Annotated in this window: 18 protein-coding genes; 8 read left to right on the top strand and 10 right to left on the bottom strand. The window is 68.5% G+C overall.

Translation table 11 applies throughout. The features are described 5' to 3' along the window. A complete protein-coding gene (locus RPX00_RS20385; RefSeq protein ID WP_406641472.1) occupies positions 1 to 408 on the bottom strand; it encodes a PGPGW domain-containing protein in 408 nt (135 codons plus the stop codon). A 97-nt stretch (positions 409 to 505) separates the two neighbouring features. Here RPX00_RS20385 and RPX00_RS20380 point away from each other — a divergent pair, with 97 nt between their 5' ends. Both RPX00_RS20380 and RPX00_RS20375 read left to right on the top strand, forming a co-directional pair. Continuing rightward, positions 506 to 1,156 (top strand): GNAT family N-acetyltransferase, encoded by a 651-nt coding sequence (locus RPX00_RS20380; protein ID WP_406641469.1) that lies wholly within the window; start codon positions 506 to 508, stop codon positions 1,154 to 1,156. Position 1,157: 1 nt separating this feature from the next. Beyond that, a complete protein-coding gene (locus tag RPX00_RS20375; protein ID WP_406641468.1) occupies positions 1,158 to 1,781 on the top strand; it encodes a class I SAM-dependent methyltransferase in 624 nt (207 codons plus the stop codon). On the opposite strand, the gene RPX00_RS20370 is transcribed toward RPX00_RS20375, so the two are convergent. Both RPX00_RS20370 and RPX00_RS20365 read right to left on the bottom strand, forming a co-directional pair. Continuing rightward, positions 1,778 to 2,383 (bottom strand): FMN reductase, encoded by a 606-nt coding sequence (locus RPX00_RS20370; RefSeq protein WP_406641466.1) that lies wholly within the window; start codon positions 2,381 to 2,383, stop codon positions 1,778 to 1,780. The genes RPX00_RS20375 and RPX00_RS20370 overlap by 4 nt on opposite strands. Before the next feature lie 31 nt (positions 2,384 to 2,414). After that, positions 2,415 to 3,509, bottom strand: a complete 1,095-nt coding sequence (locus RPX00_RS20365) for an LLM class flavin-dependent oxidoreductase (RefSeq protein WP_406641464.1) — start codon at positions 3,507 to 3,509, stop codon at positions 2,415 to 2,417. A gap of 241 nt (positions 3,510 to 3,750) precedes the next feature. Between RPX00_RS20365 and RPX00_RS20360 the strand changes: the two genes are divergently transcribed. Then, positions 3,751 to 5,802, top strand: a complete 2,052-nt coding sequence (locus tag RPX00_RS20360) for a type IIA DNA topoisomerase subunit B (protein ID WP_406641463.1) — start codon at positions 3,751 to 3,753, stop codon at positions 5,800 to 5,802. A gap of 32 nt (positions 5,803 to 5,834) precedes the next feature. After that, on the top strand, positions 5,835 to 8,324 hold the full coding sequence (locus tag RPX00_RS20355) for a DNA topoisomerase (ATP-hydrolyzing) subunit A (protein WP_406641461.1): 2,490 nt from the start codon (positions 5,835 to 5,837) through the stop codon (positions 8,322 to 8,324). Between the two features lie 617 nt (positions 8,325 to 8,941). On the opposite strand, the gene RPX00_RS20350 is transcribed toward RPX00_RS20355, so the two are convergent. The 6 genes from RPX00_RS20350 to RPX00_RS20325 all read right to left on the bottom strand — a co-directional run bounded on the left by RPX00_RS20350 (position 8,942) and on the right by RPX00_RS20325 (position 12,643). Further along, the gene (locus RPX00_RS20350) at positions 8,942 to 9,442 is read right to left on the bottom strand and encodes a YbaB/EbfC family nucleoid-associated protein (protein ID WP_406641459.1); all 501 of its coding nucleotides are present in this window, start codon (positions 9,440 to 9,442) and stop codon (positions 8,942 to 8,944) included. Further along, complete coding sequence (locus tag RPX00_RS20345) at positions 9,439 to 9,813, bottom strand: YbaB/EbfC family DNA-binding protein (protein WP_406641458.1); 375 nt, start codon at positions 9,811 to 9,813, stop codon at positions 9,439 to 9,441. The genes RPX00_RS20350 and RPX00_RS20345 overlap by 4 nt, the downstream gene beginning before the upstream one ends. Continuing rightward, a complete protein-coding gene (locus RPX00_RS20340) occupies positions 9,814 to 10,929 on the bottom strand; it encodes a C40 family peptidase (RefSeq protein WP_406641456.1) in 1,116 nt (371 codons plus the stop codon). Beyond that, entirely contained in the window at positions 10,926 to 11,240 is a 315-nt protein-coding gene (locus tag RPX00_RS20335) for a hypothetical protein (protein WP_406641455.1), read from the bottom strand. Before RPX00_RS20335 ends, RPX00_RS20340 begins: the two co-directional genes overlap by 4 nt. Positions 11,241 to 11,318: 78 nt before the next feature. Beyond that, complete coding sequence (locus RPX00_RS20330; protein ID WP_406641453.1) at positions 11,319 to 12,119, bottom strand: thioredoxin domain-containing protein; 801 nt, start codon at positions 12,117 to 12,119, stop codon at positions 11,319 to 11,321. Positions 12,120 to 12,124: 5 nt separating this feature from the next. Continuing rightward, positions 12,125 to 12,643 carry a MauE/DoxX family redox-associated membrane protein gene (locus RPX00_RS20325; protein WP_406643030.1) on the bottom strand — a complete coding sequence of 173 codons (519 nt, stop codon included), beginning with the start codon at positions 12,641 to 12,643 and terminating at the stop codon, positions 12,125 to 12,127. Between the two features lie 98 nt (positions 12,644 to 12,741). Between RPX00_RS20325 and RPX00_RS20320 the strand changes: the two genes are divergently transcribed. The 4 genes from RPX00_RS20320 to RPX00_RS20305 all read left to right on the top strand — a co-directional run bounded on the left by RPX00_RS20320 (position 12,742) and on the right by RPX00_RS20305 (position 17,736). Beyond that, positions 12,742 to 13,572 (top strand): glutamate ABC transporter substrate-binding protein, encoded by an 831-nt coding sequence (locus RPX00_RS20320; RefSeq protein WP_406641451.1) that lies wholly within the window; start codon positions 12,742 to 12,744, stop codon positions 13,570 to 13,572. After that, positions 13,569 to 15,989, top strand: coding sequence for an ATP-dependent helicase HrpB (gene hrpB / locus RPX00_RS20315; protein ID WP_406641449.1), 2,421 nt, complete (start codon positions 13,569 to 13,571; stop codon positions 15,987 to 15,989). The genes RPX00_RS20320 and hrpB overlap by 4 nt, the downstream gene beginning before the upstream one ends. Positions 15,990 to 16,066: 77 nt before the next feature. After that, positions 16,067 to 16,981 carry an ATP-binding cassette domain-containing protein gene (locus RPX00_RS20310; RefSeq protein WP_406641447.1) on the top strand — a complete coding sequence of 305 codons (915 nt, stop codon included), beginning with the start codon at positions 16,067 to 16,069 and terminating at the stop codon, positions 16,979 to 16,981. Then, positions 16,978 to 17,736 (top strand): ABC transporter permease, encoded by a 759-nt coding sequence (locus RPX00_RS20305; RefSeq protein ID WP_406641445.1) that lies wholly within the window; start codon positions 16,978 to 16,980, stop codon positions 17,734 to 17,736. The genes RPX00_RS20310 and RPX00_RS20305 overlap by 4 nt, the downstream gene beginning before the upstream one ends. 317 nt (positions 17,737 to 18,053) lie before the next feature. Here RPX00_RS20305 and RPX00_RS20300 read toward each other — a convergent pair whose 3' ends face one another. Further along, the gene (locus RPX00_RS20300) at positions 18,054 to 18,605 is read right to left on the bottom strand and encodes a TetR/AcrR family transcriptional regulator (protein ID WP_406641443.1); all 552 of its coding nucleotides are present in this window, start codon (positions 18,603 to 18,605) and stop codon (positions 18,054 to 18,056) included. Between the last annotated feature and the right edge of the window lie 47 nt (positions 18,606 to 18,652).

Here is an 18,652-nt window from a genome sequence, read left to right as displayed (position 1 = left end):
TCACGGCTCTTCCCGCTTCGCCCGCACCCGCCGATAGCTCCAGATCAGCAACGCGAACAGGATCAAGCTCGACAGAATCAGGCTCGTCCCGGTGCTCCACCCGCTCAGCGGAAGCCACCGGACCGTCCCCCACACGATGCCCGCGGCCAGCAGCGCGAGCCCGGCGAGCACCGAACCGGCGATCCGCAGCGGGGAGGACACGCTGTCCTCGGCCGCCCGCATCGCCCGTGTCCGCACCGGGTCGACGAATCGCTGCAGCGCCGGGAACTCCGCGGCCAGCACCAGCAGCCCGGCGAGCACCAGCAGCAGCCCCGGACCCGGCAGCACGAGCAGCACGACCCCGACGACCACCAGCACCCCGCCGACCGCCGCGAAAAGCACTCGCCGCACCGGCTTGCCCAATCCCATCGGGCCAGTGTGCCGCCGGTTTCGCGGTACTGCCAGCCGGACTGTCCATACTGGACCTTTCCGGTTTTTGTCGGTGGTGCGTGCTTAGCTGCTCAGCGTGGTCGAAACACTGCCTGACCTCATCCGCCGCTGGCAGGCGGGATGGGGCGTCTCCCGAAGATTCCGTCCGGCCGAAGAAGCCCGCGGCGGGCTGCATGTCCTGCTCGGACAGCCGGGTCGGCATCGCGAAATCATCGCGCTGTCGCCGGATTCGCTGCGCGCGCTCGCCGACGAGGCAGCCGCCGCGTCGCGCCCGACCTGGCTCACCGTGCCCACCAACGAACCCGAGACGGCGGAAAAGATCGCCCGCGCCGCCGGGCTGGTGCTGCGGGACGAGCGTGAGTCGCTGATGACCATTCACCTGCGCGGGCATCCGCACCGGCCAGCTCCGCCGCCGTATACGTGCGCGACCACGATGAACGGGGTCGTGGTCGAAACCGTGCTGCGACATCCCGATTCGGGCGTCGCGGCGCGCGGAACCATGGCAGTGGTCGGCACGGACGCGATCGCGGACCGGATCGAAACCGTCCCGGAGCATCGCCGCCGTGGTCTCGGCAGCGTGGTGATGAGTTCTCTCGCGGAAGCCGCCGTCACGCACGGAGCGACCACGGGGATTCTCGTCGCTACCGCGGACGGTCAGCGGCTGTATTCAGCACTCGGCTGGACCACGCGCGCCACCGTTCTCATCGCCCAAACCCCGGCAGGCTGACATGGAATGGCTCACCGACACGCGGATTTCCTACGACACCGTGGCGGAGGACTACGCCGTCTTCGTCCGCGAAGCGCTCGGCAAGCAACCGTATCTGCTTGCCGCGCTGGAGTTATTCGCCGAACAGGTCGGCGACGGCCCAGTCGCGGACCTGGGCTGCGGCCCCGGTCAGGTCACCGCCCACCTCAACGGACTGGGCGTCGCCGCGTACGGCGTCGACCTCTCCCCCGGCATGATCGAGGTCGCCCGGCGCGACCATCCCGGGGTGCGGTTCGAGGTCGGTTCGATGACCGATCCGCTGCCCGCGGCTTCGCTGGCCGGGATCGTGGCCTGGCAGTCGGTCATCCACCTGCCCGACGACCTGCTCCCGGCCGTTCTCGCGAACTTCCGCCAAGCCCTGCGTCCCGGCGGGGTGCTGCAGCTGCTGTTCCACGTCGGCGACGAGGTCCAGCGCAAAACCGAGGGCTACGGCGGTCACCCGATGAAGCTCCTGGTGCACCGCCGCCCTCGGGAACGCATGACGTCCTGGCTGCGCGACGCCGGGTTCACCGTCGAGGCCGAACTTCTCCTCAACCCGGAAACCCCGGCGCCGCAGGCGATCTTGACCGCGAGGAGCAGCCCTTAGTGCCCAGCCAGCAGCTGGTCGAACGACACCGAGGCGTACTCGTCGTCCGGCTTCGCCTCGGGTGCCGCCGCCACCAGCTGAGCCAGCTCGCGACCAGCCCGCTCCACGCGTTGCTGCAGTGCGCCCGTCGCCTCGACACTGCCCCAGTCCGACGAAGCGGCGTACACACCCGTCGGCACCACAGTCGCGCGAAGGTACGCGAAGAGCGGCCGTAGCGCGAAGTCGAGCGCGAGCGAATGGCGCTCCGTACCGCCCGTCGCGGCGAGCAGTACCGGCTTGCCGTCGAGCGCTTCCTTGTCCAGCACGTCGAAGAACGATTTGAACAGCCCGCTGTAGGAAGCGGTGAACACCGGCGTCACGGCGATCAGTCCGTCCGCGCGGGTCACGGTGTCGATCACTTCCCGCAGCTGCGGGCTGGGGAACCCGGTGAGCATGTTGTTGGTGACGTCCACCGCGATGTCGCGGAGTTCGAACACCTTGACCGTGACGTCGTCGTCGGCCAGCGCGGCGCGGGCGGCCTCGGCCAGCCGGTCGGCCAGCAGCCGCGTCGACGACGGCTGGCTCAAGCCCGCGGTGACCACGGCGATGGTGCGTGCAGTCATGACCTCTCCACTAAGTCCGGCGAAACCCAGGTCAAGCGGTGACGGCCGACGCTTCGCGAGCCGCCTTCAGCGATTCGTGCGTCGGTGCGTCCGGCACGTGCGCCGGCCGCTTCGCCGCCAGTTCCTTGCGCAGTACCGGCACGACCTCCTCGCCGAGCAGGTCGAGCTGCTCCAGCACGGTCTTCAGCGGCAGGCCGGCGTGGTCCATCAGGAACAGCTGGCGCTGGTAGTCGCCGAAGTGCTCGCGGAAGGTCAGCGTCTTGTCGATGACCTCCTGCGGGCTGCCGACGGTCAGCGGCGTCTGCTCGGTGAAGTCCTCCAGCGACGGGCCGTGCCCGTACACCGGCGCGTTGTCGAAGTACGGCCGGAACTCGTTCCACGCGTCCTGCGACTTCGGCCGGATGAACGCCTGCCCGCCGAGCCCGACGATGGCCTGGTCGGCCTTGCCGTGCCCGTAGTGCTCGTAGCGCTGCCGGTAGAACGCGATCAGCTGCTGGAAGTGCGAGGTCGGCCAGAAGATGTGGTTCGCGAAGAATCCGTCGCCGTAGTAGGCGGCCTGTTCGGCGATCTCCGGGCTGCGGATCGAACCGTGCCACACGAACGGCGGCACGCCGTCGAGCGGGCGCGGGGTCGAGGTGAAGCCCTGCAGCGGGGTGCGGAACTTGCCCTCCCAGTCGACGACCTCCTCGCGCCAGAGCTGGTGCAGCAGCGCGTAGTTCTCGACGGCGAGCGGGATGCCCTGGCGGATGTCCTGGCCGAACCACGGGTAGACCGGGCCGGTGTTGCCGCGGCCCATCATCAGGTCGAGCCGCCCGTCGGCGAGGTGCTGCAGCATGGCGTAGTCCTCGGCCAGCCGCACCGGGTCGTTGGTGGTGATGAGGGTGGTGGACGTCGAGAGGACGATCTTCTCCGTCTGTGCCGCGATGTTCGAGAGCAGCACCGTCGGGTTCGCCGGCGCGGCGAACGGCGGATTGTGGTGCTCTCCGACGGCGAAGACGTCGAGACCGACCTCTTCGGCCTTGAGCGCGATCCTGACCATCGCCTTGATGCGCTCGTGCTCCGAGGGCGTAACGCCCGTGGTGGGGTCGGTCGTGACGTCGCCCACCGAGAAGATTCCGAACTGCATGACCGCTCCCTAGCCGGTTCGTTCTGTCCTTGCTTGTCGGCACAACTACTCGCGTGGAAGATGTATTCCGACGGGACTATACCGGTGACCTGGGACACGCTGCCGGACCGCATCCGGGACGCAGCGGCCCGATCCTGTCGGGGGGTGCGGATATCCTGCAGTACGGTGACGGCCCGGGGCCCCTGCTCCGGCCGCCTGTTTGCCCACCGAACAGCACGCCTCGATCCGGGAGAACGACCTCGTGACCGCTGAGACTCTGTACGGGGCCGACGACCTGACCCACCTCGAAGGACTCGAGGCGGTCCGCAAGCGCCCCGGGATGTACATCGGCTCCACCGACAGCCGAGGCATCAACCACCTCTTCTCCGAGGTCGTCGACAACTCCACCGACGAGGGCGTGGCGGGCCACGCCTCGCGCATCGTCGTCACGCTGCACGCCGACGGCAGCGTCCAGGTGGACGACGACGGCCGCGGCATCCCCACCGGCGTGCACGCCAAATCCGGCCTTTCCGGCGTCGAACTGGTGCTGACCCGGCTGCACGCGGGCGGCAAGTTCGGCGGCTCCGGGTACAAGACGTCCGGCGGCCTGCACGGCGTCGGCGCTTCGGCGGTCAACGCGCTGTCGCACCGCTTCGACGTCACGGTGAAGCAGAACGGCAAGGTGCACCAGATGTCGTTCGCGCACGGCGTGCCCGGCGTGTTCGACGGCCCCGGCCCGAAGGCGAAGTTCACCCGCCGCTCCGGGCTCAACCTCGTCGGCAAGATGAAGCGCGGCGAGCGCAGCGGCACGTCCATCCGCTACTGGTACGACGCGCGGTACTTCGAAACCGGCGCGGCGCTCGACGTCGAAGGCGTGCGTTCGAAGCTGCGCAACACCGCGTTCCTCGTGCCAGGCGTCACGTACGTGCTGCGCACCACGTTCGAGGACACCATCAACGAGGAGACCTTCCACTTCCCGAACGGGCTGGCGGACATGGTCGACTTCCTCGCCCCGGACAGCGAAAAACCCGTCTGCGGCACGCTGATGATCACCGGGCAGGGCACGTACAAGGAGAACGCGGCGGACGCCAACGGCGTCATGCAGTCCAATGTGGAGCGACACGCCGAGGTCGAGGTCGCGCTGCGCTGGGGAACCGGCTACGAGCGCACCGTGGAGTGCTTCACCAACACGATCCGCAACGTGCACGGCGGCACGCACCGGCGCGGGTTCGACCGCGCGGTCACCCGCGCGCTGCAGGACGTGATCGGCAAGACGCGCGGGCTGCTCAAGGCGAAGGAGGACCCGCCGACCACCGAGGACGTGCTGGAGGGCATGACCGCGGTGATCCACGTCCGCCTGCCGGAACCGCAGTTCACGTCGCAGACCAAGGACGAGCTGTCCACCGCCGGCATCACGCGCGTCCTCCAGGGCATCGTGGACAAGCAGGTGCGGGCCTGGACCGAGGACCGGAAAACCAAGTCCGAGGCCAAGATCGTGCTGCAGAAGGTGGTCGACGCGGCGCGCGTGCGGCTCACCCAGAAACAGCAGAAGGACGCCGCCCGGCGCAAGACCGCGCTGGAGGGCGCGGCGATGCCGCCGAAGCTGGTCGACTGCCGCACCACCGGCGTCTCGCGCAGCGAACTGTTCCTGGTGGAGGGCGACAGCGCGCTCGGATCGGCGCGCATGGCGCGGGTGTCGGAGTACCAGGCGCTGCTGCCGTTGCGCGGCAAGATCCTCAACGTGCAGAAGGCGTCGCTCGGCGACACGCTGAAGAACGCCGAGATCGCGTCGATCGTGCAGGTGCTCGGCGCGGGCACCGGCCGCACGTTCGACCTGTCGACGATGCGCTACGGCCGGGTCATCCTGATGGCGGACGCGGACGTCGACGGTTCGCACATCCGCACGCTGCTGATCACGCTGTTCGCGAAGTACATGCGCCCGGTGATCGAGGACGGCAGGCTGTACGCGGCCATGCCGCCGCTGCACAAGGTCACCACGAAGGGCCGCGGTTCGGAGACCATCTTCACCTTCACCCAGCGCGAGATGGAGCAGAAGGTCGCCGAACTCGAAGCGGCGGGCAAGCAGATCGTCACGCCGGTGCCGCGGTTCAAGGGCCTCGGCGAGATGGACGCCGACGAACTGTGGGAGACCACGATGAACCCGGCGACGCGCTCGGTCCGGCGGATCACGCTCGAGGACGTCGAGGCCGCGGAGCTGGCGCTGGAACTGCTGATGGGCGAAAAGGTCGAGCCGCGGCGCAACTGGCTGGTCGAATCGTCCGACCGCGTCGACCGCGACGCCATCGACGTCTGAGTTTTCCGTTCGTTCCCAAGGAGTTGTGAGCCATGGCTCGCCGTAGCAAGACCCCGGTGACCCGGGTCGACCCGAGTGCGTTCGACTCGCCGGGCGCGCAGGTCTTCGACAGCCCGCTGAAGACGGAGATCGAAGACTCGTACCTGGAGTACGCGTACTCGGTGATCCACTCGCGCGCCCTCCCGGACGCACGGGACGGCCTGAAGCCGGTGCACCGCCGCATCCTGTTCTCGATGAACGAGAACGGCTACCGCCCGACCCACGCGTACGTGAAGTCGTCGCGCGTGGTCGGCGACGTCATGGGCAAGTACCACCCGCACGGCGACGTGGCGATCTACGACGCGATGGTCCGGCTGGCGCAGGACTTCTCGATGAACGCCCCGCTGATCGACGGGCACGGAAACTTCGGAAGCCCAGACGATGGACCGGCCGCTTCGCGTTATACCGAGGCCCGGATGTCGAACGAGGCGATGCTGCTCGTCGGCGAACTGGGCGAGGACACCGTCGACTTCCGCCCGAACTACGACGGTTCGCTCGAAGAGCCCTCGGTGCTCCCGGCGGCGTACCCGAACCTGCTGGTCAACGGCACGTCCGGGATCGCGGTCGGCATGGCCACCAACATGATCCCGCACAACCTCGGCGAGGTGATCGGCGCCGCGCGGTGGCTGATCAACCATCCGAACGCCACGCTCGACAAGCTGATGGAGTACGTCCCCGGCCCCGATCTGCCCACCGGCGGCAGCCTGCTGGGCCTCGACGAGGTCCGCAAGGCCTACGAAACCGGCCGCGGCGTGGTGCGCATGCGCGCGAACGTCGAAACCGGCCCGCTGGAGGGCAGCCGCGGCCGCCAGGCCATCACGGTCACCGAGCTGCCGTACGGCGTCGGCCCGGAGAAGGTGATCGAGAAGATCACCGACGAGGTCAACAAGTCCAAGCGGCTCACCGGAATCGCGGACGTCAAGGACCTCACCGACCGCGAGAACGGCACCCGGCTCGTCATCGAGTGCAAGGTGGGCGTCAACCCGCAGGCGCTGCTGGCGGATTTGTATCGCCTCACGCCGCTGGAGCAGTCGTTCGGCATCAACAACCTGGTGCTCGTCGACGGCCAGCCGCAGACGCTCGGGTTGAAGGCGCTGCTGGAAGTCTTCCTGAAGCACCGCTACGAGGTCGTCACGCGCCGCACGCGCTACCGCCGCCGCAAGCGTGAAGAGCGCCTGCACCTGGTCGACGGCCTGCTGATCGCGCTGCTGAACATCGACAAGGTCATCCGGCTGATCCGCGAAAGCGAAAACGCGGCCGCCGCGAAGGACGGCCTGATGACGAAGTTCAAGCTGTCCGAGATCCAGGCCACCTACATCCTGGACACTCCGCTGCGCCGCCTCACGAAGTACGACCGGCTGGAGCTGGAAAACGAGCAGGACAAGCTGCGCGCGGAGATCGCCGAGCTGACCACGATCCTCGAGGACGAGTCGGTCCTGAAGAAGCTCGTGTCGACGGAACTGGCGAAGATCGCCAAGGACTTCCCCACCGAACGCCGCACCCGCCTCATCGACGGCGACCTGAAGGAAGTCCTGGCCGCGTCGAAACCGTCCGGCCCGCTGGAAGTCGCCGACGACCCGTGCCAGGTGATCCTGTCGGCCACCGGCCTGGTCGCCCGCACCGCGGCGGAATCCGAAGAGGCGTCAGAAGTCCGCCGCCGCAACGGCCGCGTAAAACACGATGCCGTGTCGGCCGTCGTGCACACCACCGCACGCGGCCAGGTCCTGCTGGTAACCAGCCGAGGCCGCGCGTTCAAGACGGACGTCCTGCCCCTGCCGGTGCTCCCGGAACAAGCAGGCACGGTCTCCCTTCGCGGCGGCATGGCAGCAAAAGAGCTGGTACCGCTGGAAAAAGGCGAACGCGTCGTAGGCATCGCCCCCTTGGGCGAACAGGCAGGCAACTCCCCCGGCCTGGCAATCGGCACCCGCGCCGGCGTAGTGAAGGTGTGCGCCCCCGACTGGCCAGTCCGCTCGGACGAATTCGAGGTCATCACCCTCAAGCCCGGCGACGAGATAGTCGGCGCGACCTGGCTGACCGACGGAAACGAAACCCTGGCCTTCATCTCGTCCGACTCGTCGCTACTCCGCTTCGCCGCCAGCCTGATCCGCCCGCAAGGCACCAAGAGCGGCGGCATGGCAGGCGTGAAACTGTCCGCGAACAACACCGCGGTCTTCTTCGGAGCCATCCGCACGGACGACGAAGAACACGGCGAACCCATGGTCGTCACCGCAACGGGCCAAAGCGTCAAGGTCACGCCCTTCAGCGAATACCCAGCAAAGGGCCGAGCCACCGGCGGCGTACGAGCCCACCGCTTCCTCAAGGGAGAAACCCAAGTAGAGGTCGCCTGGATCGGCCCCCGCCCCGCAGGCGCGAGCCGCACCGGAGACCCGGTAGAACTCCCAGAAGTAGACCTCCGCCGAGACGGCTCAGGCCACGCACACCCAGGCCCAGAAGTAGTAGGCCACCTAATCGAACGAGGCTAAACAACAGGAAGGGTGTGGGTGCGATCCAGCATGGATCGCACCCACACACCACCGCACCAAACCACCAAACTCGAGAACACCCAGCCCTCCCCCAACCCCGATACGAAGCCAAAACACGGCGCGGGGGTGCTTGTCAAGGCATCTTTCCCGCCTTGACAAGCACCCCCGCGCCGTAGTCACAATCAAACTTCGGGGTGTCCCCCGCAACCACCACCCCCGAAGGGGGCGTCAGCCCCTCCGAGCGTTGAGGCTTGGGGGTTGGGAAGGTTTTGGCGTTGGGGATTCGGACTGGGGACTTAGGGCCTGGGGCTGTGGGGCTATGGGCTGTGGGGCTTAGGACCTGGGGCTTGGGCTGCAGGCTTTGGGCTGCGGAGCTTTGAGCTGTGGGGCTTTGAGCTGTGGGGCTTTGAGCTGCGGGCTGCGGGCTGCGGGCTGCGGGCTGCGGGCTGCGGGCTGCGGAGCTTAGAGCTGTCGAGATTGGAACTCGAGCTTCGGGAGCTTTGAGCACTCGGCCCCCCAAAGCATTGGCCTTCAGAACTCATCTCCCGCCTTCAAAGCCCTGACACTTCAGACTTCACGACTCCCGCCCCCTCAGGCACCAAGACCCCAACCCACCCTCACCGATCCGACCGCAACGAAGCCGGATCAAAACCCTCCCACTCCTCCTCACCATCCACAACAGACTCAACAGACTCAACAGGAGCAGAAAACCGCCGCACCCCAAGCCGTTCTTCCCGCAACCGCTGAAACTCCTCCACAGTCATCCCCGGGTCATCATCAACCGCCCGAGCCGGAGCAGCCCGCCCGGACAACGCCTCCACCAGCAACCCCGCCTCCTCCCCCAGCAGCAACCCCACCCGGTTGTAGCAATCCTGCTCAGCCTCAGCCATAGCCACCCGCACAACCTCAAGCACCAAAGCCGAAACCCGCGACGGATCCCACTCAGACACCGAAGGCGCAAGCCACAACCGCTTCAGCGCCCCCCAAGCATCCACCGTCACCTCAACCGACCCATCCAGAGCATGAGCCGACCCCCGAACCTCCCCCATCACCGAAGACACCCGAGCCAACGCGTCCTCCCGGGAACGGGCAAGCTCAATCAATTCCCGAGTCTTCACAACACCACCGGCTCTTCGTCGTAAAAATCCGGATCGTCCTCGGTCAACGCCGAGTACCCCAGCGCCTCCACCGCCTCCGCCCCCAGCACCGGCGACAGAACCTGATGCATCCGGTCCCCAGCCCGCCGCTCAGCCCGCCGGGACAGCTCCAGAATCTGCGAGGCAACCGACCCGCTCCGCAACGCGGCCCGCGTCAACGTCAGCCCAGTCAGCAACCCGCCAGGCGCGACCTCAACCGAAACCCCGCCCGCGGCAGCCTTCCCGACCACCGGCCCAGCCCGCTCGAACCGCGCGGCCGCCGCCTCCCCGGTCCGGGAAGCCTCCTCCATCACCCGCGCCACCGCGCGGTCCATGTCGAACTCAGCCACCACTCACCCCGTAGGCCGGTAGAACCCGATGAACTGCTGCCCGGCATTGGTCGTGCGAATCTTGCTGATCTGCACCGGATCCCCAGCCTCGACCATCTGCCCGTCGCCGATCACCATCGCGACGTGCCCGGACCACACCACCAAATCCCCGGGCAGCAACTGATCGATCGAGGGCACCTCGGCCCCGACCGTCTGCTGCTTGGCCGTCCGCGGCAACTGGAGCCCAGCGTCCTGATAGGACGTCATCGTCAGCCCGCTGCAGTCGAGCCCCTGGCCCCGCGCGGTCCCGCCCCACACATACGGCACGCCCAGCTGGGACAACGCCGCCCGGACCGCCTTGGCCGCGGTCTCGTTGGGCGCCATCACGGTTTTCCCGCCCGGCAGGTTGATCCCGACGCCGCTGCCCGGCTGCGGCGGGACAGCGACCGGCAACCGCGGCTTCCCGGCATACCCGCCGCCGCCTCCGCCGCCACCGCTGTCGCCGCCTCCGCCACCGCCGTGGCTGACGTGCGCCCCGTTGTTGTTGAACGCCTGCGGCACCGAAGTCGTCGCGCTGCTCGCCGAGGTCGATTCCGACCCGCCGAGCCGCTGGCCCAGCCCGGTCAGCTTGCCGAGCGTTTCCTCGGTGAACGTCGCCGCCTGCCCGGTCAGCTGCCCGATTTTCGTCTGCAGCTGCAGCAGAATCTGCCGGGCCGCGGCCGCCCGGCTCTCCGGCGGCTGGATCCCGTTGACCGCCGCCAGCGCCTTCATCGAGGACGCGATCTCCCGCAGGATCTGGTCCCGGACCTGGTCATTGCGAATCTCGCCGACGTGCAGCGTCTCGGCCGCCTCCGCGACCGCGCGCTCGATTTCCGCGCTCTCGTCGAGCAGGTCCTGGACTTCCTTCTCCAGGTCCTTCGACGTCGCGACCGCCCGCTCCGAGGTCGCCCCGGAACTGGACTGCGCCAGATTCACCCGCTGGCTGCCCGCGTGCTGGTTGGCCTGGCCGACGGACGTCTGCAGCGCGACGTGCCCGTCGCGTGCGCCGTTGATCGCCGACGGATCGTGCTTCAGCTTCGCGGCGAACTGATTGGTGGTGTCCAGTCCATTCCGGACCAGGTGGTCGACAGGTGCGTTCACGAAAGCCTGCGCATCGCGTCGCCGTGTTCCTGCTCGACCGCGGCGTAGTTGCCCTGCGTGCGCCGAGCGGCCTCGCCGACGTTGTGCCAGCCGCCGCCGAGCGCGTGCATCCGTTCCTGCAGCGCCCGCATTCGCGCGCCGTACGCGCTGGCGAACCCGGATTCGTCACCGATGGCGGAAAACCCGTCGCCGGACAGCGTCACGTGCGGACCGAGATGTGCTTTCGCCGCCGCGCGCACCTCGTCGCCGAGTGGGTCGACCTGTTTCGCGTAGTTCTCGTACGCGCCGTCGTCGACATGAAAACCGGACACAACCCGCCCCTCCCCTGAGCCCTGCGGCCCAGGTTAGCGGACGGGTTGTGCCCGGACAGGCGAATTGACCGGATCAGGTCAGCCGTTGAGGATCTTCCCGAGCCAGTCGCCCGAAGCAGGGACGGCTTTGCCGTCGACCGCGACGGTGGGCGTGCCGAAACCGACCTGGCCGTTGCCGAAGTCCTGCTGGAGCTTCGGGTCGTTCTGGATCTGCTGGAACGCCTTCTGCAGCTCCTGGTCGTACGTGCCGGCGTTGACCGTCTGCGCGAACTTCGGGTCGGTGATGCCGAGGTCCTGGCCGAGCTTGATCAGCTGGCCCTTGTCGTACCCGCGGCCGCCTTCCGGCGGCTGGTTCTTGAACAGCGCGTCGTGGAACGCGGTGAACTTCTGCTGGTCGGCGGCGGCGAGCGCGGCGTTCGCCGAGTCGAGCGAGTAGCCCGGCGGGTCCGAGTTCTTGTTGAGCAGGATCACCATGTGGTAGCGCACGGTGAGCTGGCCGTCGTTGACCGCCTTCTCGATCCGCTGCCCGAAGTCCTGCTGCAGTTTCGCGCAGTACGGGCACAGGAAGTCGGCGTAGAGGTCGATCGTCTTCGGCGCGCCCGGCTTGCCGACCGACACCACGGCCCCGTCGCGCTTCTCGACCACGCCCTGCCCGAGCGACGGCGTCGCTCCCGGCTGGATCGCGCTGTCCTGCGTGGCGTTCTTGCTCGAGTTGATCCAGAGCACGCCGCCGATCACGAGCGCGGCGACCACCACGACGGCCACCACCACCGCGATGATCTTGTTCCGGTCGCTCCCCGAGCCCCGCGCCTGGGCGACCGACCTCGCGGCCGCCGCCTGCTGACGGCTTTTCCGCGCGTTGCGCGCAGCTCCACCCACTGTTCCTAATTCCCTTCCGCGATGCCCTTGGGGTAGTCGTCCGAGGTCTCGCCGGAGTTCCCGGAGTCCCTGGAATCACTGCCCTTGCCCCAGCCGAGCCAGCCGTCGACTGAGAACCACGTGCGCGGCCGTGCGAGCAGCCACACCGCGAGCAGGGCGAAGCCAGTGTCCCGCAGGATCTCCTGCGGGTACTCGGTCTGCCCGGCGTTCACGCGCCCGCCGCCGCCGAAGCAGCCGCAGTCGATGCTCAGCCCGCGCGCCCACGACTGCGCGATGCCCGCGACGAGCACGGCCAGCAGCAGCAGCGAGGCGCCCGCGACCCAGCGCGTGGCCAGTCCGGCGAGCAGCAGCAGCCCGAGCACCAGCTCCAGCAGCGGCAGCCCGGTGGCGACCGGGCGCACCAGCGCGTGCGGGAGCACCTCGTAGGCCTGCACGGCGATGTACGTCTGCCCCGGATCGGCGATCTTCAGGCCGCCGGACACGAGCCACACGGCCGCCAGCCCGAGCCGGGCCAGCGTCCCGATGGTGTCGAGTACAGGTTGGGGCAGTCGGCGCACGCGCTTAGGCTAGCCGTCTGACCTGAGAACTATGTGAGCAGCCAGCCGGCGAAGCGGAGGCACCGATGCGATTTCGCGCAGTGCTCGCCGCCGTGTTTCTGCTGGTCAGCTGCGTCTCGTGCGGATCGTCGGCGGTGTCGAAGGACGATCCGCTTCCCACCCGGGCGCGTGACGGCAACCACCTGACCATCGGCGTCCGGTTCGACGCGCCGGGTCTTTCGCAGCGGACGGTCGACGGCAGGCTCGCCGGTTTCGACGTCGACGTCGCTACTTTCGTCGCGCGCGAACTGGGGGTCGAACCCGGCGGGATCACCTGGCACGAGACCACCCCGGCGCGGCGCGAGACCGACCTCACCTCGGGTGCGGTCGACCTGATCGTGGCCACCTATTCGATCACCGACAAGCGCAAGCAGCGGGTGGGTTTCGCCGGCCCATACTTCAGCACCGGCCAGGACCTGCTGGTCCGGCTCACGTCGCCGGACATCACCGGCCCGGAAAGCCTCAACGGGCGGCGGCTCTGCTCGGTCACCGGGTCGACGCCCGCGCAGATGGTGAAGGACAAGTTCGCGCAGCGGGTGCAGCTGGTCGAGTACCCGCGTTATCCGGACTGCGTCACCGCGCTGCTGGCCAACCAGGTCGACGCGGTCACCACGGACGCGGTGATCCTCGCCGGGTACGCCGCGCAGAATCCGGAGCTGCTGAAGGTGGTCGGCCGTCCGTTTTCCACTGAGCGGTACGGCGTCGGCCTCCGGAAGGGCGACACCGAGGGCCAGCACGCCGTCAACGACGCCATCCGGAAGATGGTGTCGACCGGGGCCTGGCTGAAATCGCTGCAGACCAACCTCGGGCCGTCGAACTATCCGTTGCCGAACCCACCGGAGATCACCGAGCAGTGACCGACCTAGCCTCGCTGCCGGACCTGCCCGTCCGCGCGGTGCTGCCGTCCGTGCTGAGCGCGCTCGACGACCACGGCACCGCGGTGCTCGTCGCCCCGCCCGGCACCGGCAAAACCACACTCGTACCGCTCGCGCTCAACCGCGGCGAGGGACGCGTCGTGGTCGCCGAACCACGCCGGCTCGCTGCTCGGGCCGCGGCCGGGCGGATGGCCGCGCTGCTGGGTGAACCGGTCGGCGAGACGGTCGGGTACGCCGTACGAGGCGATCGGAAAGTGTCGTCGCGTACGCGGATCGAGGTGGTCACTTCGGGCTTGCTGGTGCGGAGGGTGCAGCACGACCCCGAGCTGGCTGGGGTGTCGACGGTGCTGCTGGACGAATGCCACGAACGCCATCTCGACGCCGATCTGCTGCTGGCGCTGCTCCTCGACGTCCGCGCCGGGTTGCGCGACGACCTGCGGCTCCTCGCGACGTCGGCGACCGTCGCGGCTGGACGGCTGGCCGAACTGCTCGGCGACGCCCCGGTGATCACCGCGCACGCGCGCACGTATCCGGTCGAGCTGAGCTATCGCGCTCCAGCGCGTGGGGAGCGTCCGGAAGCCGCGGTGGCGTCGGCAGTCCGGAAAGCACTGTCCGAAGGGGACGGTGATGTGCTCGCGTTCCTCCCTGGCGCCGGGGAAATCGCGCGCACGTCCGCGTTGCTGAGTTCGCTGGACGCGGACGTGCTGCCGTTGCACGGACGACTGTCCGCCGCCCGGCAAGACGACGCGTTGCGACCGCGAGACCGTCGCCGGGTGGTTCTGGCAACCGCCGTCGCCGAATCGAGCCTGACCGTGCCCGGAGTCCGCGCCGTCGTGGATTCCGGTCTCGCACGCGTGCCTCGGGTGGATCACCGACGCGGCCTCGCCGGGCTCGCCACGGTGCGGGTTTCGGCGGCGGTCGCCGAACAACGCGCAGGTCGCGCTGGCCGCGAAGCTCCTGGTCGCGCCTACCGCTGCTGGCCGGAGCACGAGCAGGCGACGCTGCCCGCGTACCCGGAACCCGAAATCCGCACCGCCGAGCTGGCGCGGTTCGCCTTGGAACTCGCCTGTTGGTCCACTCCGGACGGAAGCGGGCTCGCCTGGTGGGATCCGCCTGGCGAAGGCGCGCTCGCCGCCGCGCGAAGCCTGCTCGTGACACTCGGTGCGACCACCGCCGACGGTGCTGTCACGCCGCGCGGCCAGAAGATGGCGGACCTCGGCTTGCATCCCCGGCTGGCACGCGCGTTGCTGGACGGCGCGGAGGCCGTCGGAGCCCGCGCGGCCGCAGAAGTGGTTGCGCTGCTGGACTCCGGCGCGACACTCACTGACGTCGAAGCCGAACTGCGTCGGCTCCGTTCCGCCCACGACGACGCGGCCCGCCGATGGCAGCGGGACGCGAAACGGTTGGCAGCTTTGGTAAATACCCCGTCGAAGGGTTCTCCCGACGCCGCGTTGGTCGTCGCTCTCGCACATCCGGAACGCTTGGCGCGACGTCGCGCGGGCTCAGCCCCGGTGTATCTGATGGCCAGCGGCACCGCAGCCGAACTGCCCCACGGCAGCGGTTTGGGCGACGCCGAATGGCTTGCCGTCGCCGAAGCCACCCGCGACCCAGGCCGAGTACACGGCACCATCCGGCTCGCCGCGACCGCCGATGAAGCTCTGGCGACCCGAGCCGCGCCAACACTCGTATCCGAAGTGGACGAAGTGCATTGGGACGGCGATGTCGTCGCCCGGCATGTCCGACGGTTAGGCGCGATCGTGTTGTCAGAAAAGCCTTTGCGCAACCCGGATCTACAGCTCGTGCACGACGCCGTGGTCGCCGGGCTCCGCGCCGAGGGCCTCGGTTTGCTGCGCTGGAGCCAAGACGGCACCCGGCTCCGGGAACGCCTCGCCTTTCTGCACCGCGTACTCGGCGAGCCGTGGCCGTCGATGACCGACGAGGCGCTGTTGTCCGATGTGGACACATGGCTGGACCTCTCGCGGGTGCGCCGCCGCGCCGATCTGGCGAACGTCGACGCCGGAGCCGCCCTGCGCGGCCTGCTGCCGTGGCCCGAGGCCGCGCGGCTCGACGACCTCGCCCCGGACCGGCTGGAGGTCCCGTCCGGTTCGCACTACCGCGTGGACTATCGCGGCGACCAGCCGGTGCTCGCGGTGAAGCTGCAGGAAACGTTCGGCTGGACCGAAACGCCGGCGCTCGCCGACGGCCGGGTGCCGGTGGTACTGCACCTGCTCTCCCCCGCCGGCCGCCCGGCCGCGGTCACCGCCGATCTCGAATCCTTCTGGCGCAACGGATACCCCGCCGTCCGTGCGGACCTGCGCGGCCGCTACCCGAAACACCCGTGGCCGGAGGACCCCGCGACCGCCAAGCCCACCCGGCACACCACCCGCCGGTCGCGCTGACCCCTGTCTAAAGTCGGGGTCGGCCGGAGACGGTCGGCTGATGTCCGCGGCGCCCGCGCGGGCGCACACTTCGCCCTATGATCACGTTTCGCGGATTGACGAAGCGCTACGGCCAGAAAACGGTGGTCAGCGGCCTCACCTCGGTTATCGAGTCGGGCACGGTGACCGGGTTCCTCGGCCCGAACGGCGCGGGCAAGTCGACCACCATGCGGATGACCGTCGGCCTCGACCGGCCCGACTCGGGCGACGCCCTGATCCGCGGCAAACCGTACGCGGAACTGCGGTTTCCGCTGCGCGAAGTCGGTGCGCTGCTGGATGCGAAAGCCATGCATCCCGGACGCAGCGCGGGCAAACACCTGCTCGCGATGGCGCGCAGCAACGGAATCGCCTCGAGCCGGGTCGAGGAGGTGCTGGCGACGGTCGGGCTGAGCGACGTCGCGGGCAAGCGCGCCGGGACGTTCTCGCTCGGCATGAGCCAGCGGCTCGGCATCGCCGGCGCGCTGCTCGGCGACCCGGGGGTGCTGATGTTCGACGAACCGGTCAACGGCCTCGACCCAGACGGCGTGCGCTGGGTGCGCCAGCTGATGCGTTCGCTCGCCGCCGAGGGACGCACGGTGTTCGTGTCCAGCCACCTGATGAGCGAAATGCAGCTGACCGCGGACCGCCTGCTGGTCATCGGCAAAGGCAAAATCCTCGCCGACGCCGCGATCGGCGAGTTCATCGCGGGCAACTCGAGCAGGTCGGTCGCGGTGCGCGTGCCGGATCCGGCCGAGCGCGCGAAACTCGCCGACCGGCTCCGGGGGAACGGCCGCACGGCGCTGCCCGGGGAGGACGGCGAACTGCTCGTCGACGAGATGAGCGTGGCCGAGGTCGGGGATCTGGCTTATGAACTGGGCATTCGGTTGCACGGCCTCGAGGAGCGGACCGCCTCGCTCGAGCAGGCGTACATGGAACTGACTGCCGGATCGGTGGAATACGGGGTGACGGCATGACGAAGCTGGCGATTTCCGCGGAATGGACCAAGTTTTGGTCGGTGCGGGCGACGTGGCTGTCGTTGATCGGCGGAGTGCTGTTGATGGCGTTCTACTCCGTCGTGTCGGGAATTTCCCAGCATGTCGGCGATGATCGGCAGCAGTCGGCGCACGGCATTGTCAATGCCGGGGCGATTTATCTGGTTGAGTTCTGTGTGCTTGCGGTGGCGACGTTGTTTGTGACGAGCGAGTACACCAGCGGGTCGATTCGGTCTACGCTGCAGTGGGTTCCGGTTCGGGGCCGGGTTACCGTGGCTAAGGCTGCGGTGCTGGTGCCGGTGTTGTTCGTTTACGGTGTGGTTGTTTCTCTCGTCGGCATGGGTGTCGCTTCGGTGGTGATGCGTGGGGCTGGGGGTTCCACGTCGCTGTCGCAGGGGGCGGTTACTGCGCTCGGGATGGGGGCTTACTTCGCGCTGCTCGGGGTGCTTTGCCTTGGGGTTTCGTTCGTGTTGCGCAGTGCGGCTGGGACGTTGGTGGTGGTGATTGTGTTGCTGCTGCCGTTGCCCATGTTGATGTCTTCGTATGTGTTTCCGGAGGCGATGAATTATTTTCCGGCGTTCGCTGGGGTTAATGCGATGGTTCCGCCTGGGGATGTGAATCCGTTGTTGGGGAGTTTGCCGCCGTACGGGCCTTGGGTGGGGGTGTTGGTTTGTCTCGTGTGGGCTTTGGTTGGGCTTGGGGCTGGTACTGCGTTGTTGAATCGGCGTGATGCTTGAGGGGTTGTTGTTGCGTGGGGCACCCCGAAGCCTGATTGTTACGACGGTCTGGGGTGGCTTGTCAAGGCGGGAAAGATGCCTTGACAAGCCACCCCAGACCGCGTTTTGGCTTCGTATCGGGGTGCGGGGGTCGTGTGGGTGCCTCGCTCTTTGGGTGCATCGGTGGCGGTTCGGGGCGGGGCGGGTCGTGAAGGACTCCTTGAGGGAATCTAAGTACGTGAAGGGGTCCCTCACGACTTCCCGGGGCGGCAGCGGGCCGCGAGGGGGAACCCTGGGGGAATCAGGGTCTGCGAGGGTTCCCCTCACAGACGAGTGGGTCAGGCGTGCGGCAATCCCAGTCCGGCGAGCACGGCGCGGGCTCCGGCGACCAAATCGGCTTCGGTCGGCGGGTTCACCGAGCCGGTGCCTGCCAGTGCGTCGAAGATCGATCCGTCCAGCCAGCCGATGAGCACCCGGGTGTGGTCCTCCGGCGTCGGGGAACCGGCCGCGGCGAGCACTTCCGCGCACCGGCGGCGCAATTCCAAGCCACCAGCGTCATACCGGGCCCGCAGTTCGGGGCGCCGGGTTGATTCGAGGGCGAACTCGTACCGGGCCAGCATTCTGGTGCGGCCGACGGTGATCGACCGGTGCACCATGGCGCCGAGGAATTCCGCCAGTTGCCCGGTCGGCGGCGCGATTTCGGCCTGGTCCAGCGCGATCATCCGGTCCGCGGCCAGTTCCAGCAGCGCCGCGCGGGTGCGGGCGTAGTACGACGTCGAGCCCGCGGGCAAACCCGCCGCCCGGTCGACCGCGCGGTGAGTCAGTCCGCGCATGCCTTCGGCCGCGATCACCTCGATGGCCGCGTCGCCGATCACAGCTATCCGCTCCACCCCGACGACACTACAGGTGTAGAGTTCTCTACAGACGTAGAGGAGGC

This window comes from Amycolatopsis sp. WGS_07 (genome assembly GCF_045278895.1).
Taxonomy (GTDB): domain Bacteria; phylum Actinomycetota; class Actinomycetes; order Mycobacteriales; family Pseudonocardiaceae; genus Amycolatopsis.
This window is presented reverse-complemented; position numbering and strand designations above follow the sequence as displayed.

What these genes read in the sequence shown, in the direction of transcription:
- RPX00_RS20385 (WP_406641472.1), bottom strand. Translation starts at nt 408, where the DNA reads ATGGGATTGGGCAAGCCGGTGCGGCGAGTGCTTTTCGCGGCGGTCGGC.
- RPX00_RS20375 (WP_406641468.1), top strand. Translation starts at nt 1,158, where the DNA reads ATGGAATGGCTCACCGACACGCGGATTTCCTACGACACCGTGGCGGAG.
- RPX00_RS20370 (WP_406641466.1), bottom strand. Translation starts at nt 2,383, where the DNA reads ATGACTGCACGCACCATCGCCGTGGTCACCGCGGGCTTGAGCCAGCCG.
- RPX00_RS20365 (WP_406641464.1), bottom strand. Translation starts at nt 3,509, where the DNA reads ATGCAGTTCGGAATCTTCTCGGTGGGCGACGTCACGACCGACCCCACC.
- RPX00_RS20355 (WP_406641461.1), top strand. Translation starts at nt 5,835, where the DNA reads ATGGCTCGCCGTAGCAAGACCCCGGTGACCCGGGTCGACCCGAGTGCG.
- RPX00_RS20320 (WP_406641451.1), top strand. Translation starts at nt 12,742, where the DNA reads ATGCGATTTCGCGCAGTGCTCGCCGCCGTGTTTCTGCTGGTCAGCTGC.
- RPX00_RS20310 (WP_406641447.1), top strand. Translation starts at nt 16,067, where the DNA reads ATGATCACGTTTCGCGGATTGACGAAGCGCTACGGCCAGAAAACGGTG.
- RPX00_RS20305 (WP_406641445.1), top strand. Translation starts at nt 16,978, where the DNA reads ATGACGAAGCTGGCGATTTCCGCGGAATGGACCAAGTTTTGGTCGGTG.